We start from the raw sequence: 3,350 nt of genomic DNA on the forward strand, positions 1-3,350 counted from the left end.
CGATCGCGCTGTACAACAGCTCCGGCTCCCGGTGCGCCGCCGCCGGCCTGGGGCCGCGCTTGCCTTCGAACAGCGTCTTGGCATTCTCCTGGATGGCCTTCTTCCATTGCCCAACCTGCACAGGACGCACGCCGTATTCCCGCCCGATCTCGTTGATCGTCTTGACCCCGCGTACCGCCTCCAGACCAACCTTGGCCTTGAACGTCTGATTTCCGGGGACCACTATAGCAAGAAAAGTCGCAAGGAAGCACGACCCACCCGCCTCGCGATCAGACAGCCGCCCCATGGTTGCGTCGCCAAACCGCGGGAGACTCCCCAGACCAGCGCCGGAAAGCGCGCGCAAAGGCTGTGACGTCAGCGTACGACAGCCGGTTGGCTACGTCCTCCAGCGATACGGCGGAGCCGCCAAGGAGGACCCGTGCTGTATCGAAGCGAACCGCATCAAGAAGCGCCCGGAACGTGGTTCCGCTTTCCTGCAAACGCCGGGCGAAAGTTCGCCGGTTCATGCCGAAGGCGCGCGCCGCCTCGTCCTGGCTAATGCAGCCCGTGGCCAACAGTGTTCCCATTACCCGCTGAATCCGATCTCTGGCGACGCCCCCTTCCCCGATTCGCCCCTTATCCCGAAGTTGCGACGCGAGAAAATCACGAAGCAGGGTGTTCGCGCCGGCAATCGGCCGCTCAAGGAATGTGGCATCGAAGACCACGGCATTACGATCCGCGTCAAAGCGAACCGGGGCGGCGAAGTGCGTAACGAATGCCGACGCATCCGGGGGTGCCCGGTACGCAATACTGACTTCGCGCAGCGTGAAGCCAGCACCGCAAATTTCACGCAGGAGATTGGCTGCAATGGCGAGGGCGCCAAAAACAATTTGTTCAGCACCCAGCAGATGGGGTTCCAGCACCTCGTAACCCAGTATGGCGAGACTGCCCTCCTGTTGGACATAGGGCGCTGCACCCTCGTCGTGCAGGTGCAGATACGACTGGAGGCAGGCCAATCCCGCTCCGACCGTTGCGGAGTTGGCCACCAGGTATCCGACGGTGCCGAGCATGACAAGGCCCGTCGATATGCAGGCGCGCAAGCCAAGGTCTGAAAGGCCGGTGCGTTCGGCGCCCAGATGCGCCAGTTCCCCCAGCTTGGCGAAGGGGATCACGTTGTCGGGATGGGCAAAGGCCGCTGCCTGAAGACCGACTTCAGCGATCAGCGCGTCCGCATCGATGCCCCGCTCACGAAGCAAGGGCGGTAGCGCAATGGCGCCGCCCACCCGGATGACGTGGTTGCTGATTGGCGGACGGCCGCGCTTTTTTGGTGTCGACTTTCCCACGACCGCTCCGGACTGAAGTATCTGGGAAATTTTGGCATGAAATGTCAGAAAATCAAAAAATCTGTCATGAAATGGCGAGTTGTATATTTGTCTATACTGATCGCGCTTCGAGCTTTGGCCGTGAGTTTTGCCAAGCAATTTGCCAGGGCTCGGCAAGAACGTTTCTTGTTCAGGGGTGCTCCTTCCGGGAGCGAATTTAAGCAGGGGCTCAGCACTTAATTGGAGGAAAGAATGCAAGGAATGCAACTACCTTTGGTAGCCATGGCGGCTGTATGTGCGCTGACGCTGGCTGCCTGTGGCAAGCAGGCCGAACCCCAGGTCGACCGAGTGGCCATGGAGGCCAAGGCGAAGGCTGAAGCCGAGGTGAAGGCGGTAGAAGCGGCAGCGAAGGAAGCCGAGGCACGTGCGATCGCCATCGAGAGCTACGTCTACGCTTACCCGCTGGTCACCATGGAGATGACGCGCCGCATCATGACCAATGTCGAGGCACCGCTAGGCTCGCGCGCACCGATGGGGCAATTCGTCCGCATGCGCAACTATCCCGATGCCTCGTACCGCGATGTCACGGCACCGAATGCCGATACGCTCTACACGACCACATGGATCGACGTTTCCAAGGAGCCTTGGATTCTCAGCCTCCCGGACATGAAGGATCGCTATTTCCTCTTCCCGATGCTTGATGGCTGGACAAATGTGTTCCAGGTGCCGGGCAAGCGGACGACGGGAACGAAGGCGCAAACCTACGCCATCACCGGGCCAGGATGGTCTGGTGAACTGCCCCCTGGCGTGACCGAGTACAAATCCCCAACCGGAATTGTCTGGATTCTCGGGCGCATCTACTGCACCGGCACCCCCGAGGACTACAAGGCGGTTCATGCCTTGCAGGACAAGATTTCGGTCGTGCCCTTGTCCACCTACGGCAAGCCCTACACCCCGGCGCCCGGCACGGTCGACGCGGCCATCGACATGAAGACCGCCGTGCGCGAGCAGGTCAATGCGCTTGATGCCGAGGCTTACTTCAAGCTCTTTGCCGAACTGCTCAAGACCAATCCGGCGACCGCTGACGATGCCCAGATGATCGCCAAGCTGGCCAAGATCGGTGTCGTTCCCGGGCAGGATTTCGACGTGACCAAGCTCGACTCCGCCGTGGCCAAGGGCCTCGCCGGGGCGCCCAAGCCCGCCCAGGCAGTAATCATGGACTGGATGAAGGCGGGCATCGTGGCCGGCGACTTCAAGCTGGAACATGGGTGGCTGTTCACGACGAAGACGGGCCTGTACGGAACCCACTACGTGCAGCGTGCGCTGATCACTGCAATCGGTCTGGGCGCCAACCGACCGGAAGATGCCGTGTATCCGACTTCCACGGGGCCGGACATTGCCGCCAAGTACAACGGCGAGAAGAAGTACGTCCTGCGCTTCGAAAGAGGTCAACTGCCGCCGGTGAACGGCTTCTGGTCACTGACGATGTACGACGCCGACTACTTCTTTGTCGACAACAACCTGAACCGCTACAACCTGAGCCAGCGCAACAAGTTCAAGACGAATCCCGACGGTTCGGTCGACCTCTATATCCAGAACGAATCGCCGGGCAAGGACAAGGAGTCGAACTGGCTGCCGGCGCCCAAGGGTGACTTTGTCCTGATGATGCGTTTGTACTGGCCGAAAGAGGGTGCCCCTTCGATTCTGGATGGCAGCTGGAAGGTGCCGGGCGTTAAAGAGGCTGGCTGAACTCAGTACTACACCTACACATAAAGAAGAGTGTGGCGGCTAGCCGTCGCTGGTTGATCGGGGCCGACCATAGTCCTGTGAGTCGCGCCGGCTCTTAACGGTACGCCTCGACAACCGCTCTAACCCGAACGCCCGGTTCAGCTATCAGGCTGAACCGGGCGTCGCTACATCTATCGAGACTCCTCGGCCCAAGCTATTCGAGGTTGAAACGATGGCCGAGTCCCACGCTGCAACCGGAAGATTGACCCCGGCGGTAACGTGGGATGAAGGCTCTACCGATGCGGAAGCAGCGGCGTCCGC

The 3,350-nt window shown here is 60.7% G+C and carries 2 protein-coding genes and 1 pseudogene; 1 reads left to right on the forward strand and 2 read right to left on the reverse strand.

Annotated elements, in window-relative coordinates; all coding sequences use genetic code 11:
• Together Q1L50_RS06425 and Q1L50_RS06430 are read right to left on the reverse strand one after the other, a co-directional pair.
• Positions 1–286: pseudogene (locus Q1L50_RS06425) on the reverse strand (hypothetical protein); the annotation flags it as partial.
• Positions 270–1,460, reverse strand: a complete 1,191-nt coding sequence (locus Q1L50_RS06430; RefSeq protein WP_300336863.1) for an AraC family transcriptional regulator — start codon at positions 1,458–1,460, stop codon at positions 270–272. The gene Q1L50_RS06430 and the pseudogene Q1L50_RS06425, both read right to left, overlap by 17 nt.
• A gap of 93 nt (positions 1,461–1,553) precedes the next feature.
• Here Q1L50_RS06430 and Q1L50_RS06435 point away from each other — a divergent pair, with 93 nt between their 5' ends.
• A complete protein-coding gene (locus tag Q1L50_RS06435) occupies positions 1,554–3,050 on the forward strand; it encodes a DUF1254 domain-containing protein (protein WP_300336864.1) in 1,497 nt (498 codons plus the stop codon).
• Positions 3,051–3,350 lie beyond the last annotated feature (300 nt).

The sequence above is a fragment of the Accumulibacter sp. genome (assembly GCF_029255145.1).
Classification (GTDB): domain Bacteria; phylum Pseudomonadota; class Gammaproteobacteria; order Burkholderiales; family Rhodocyclaceae; genus Accumulibacter.

Excerpts from the sequence above, each read along its gene's own strand:
- Q1L50_RS06435 (WP_300336864.1), top strand. The coding sequence starts at position 1,554 with ATGCAAGGAATGCAACTACCTTTGGTAGCCATGGCGGCTGTATGTGCG.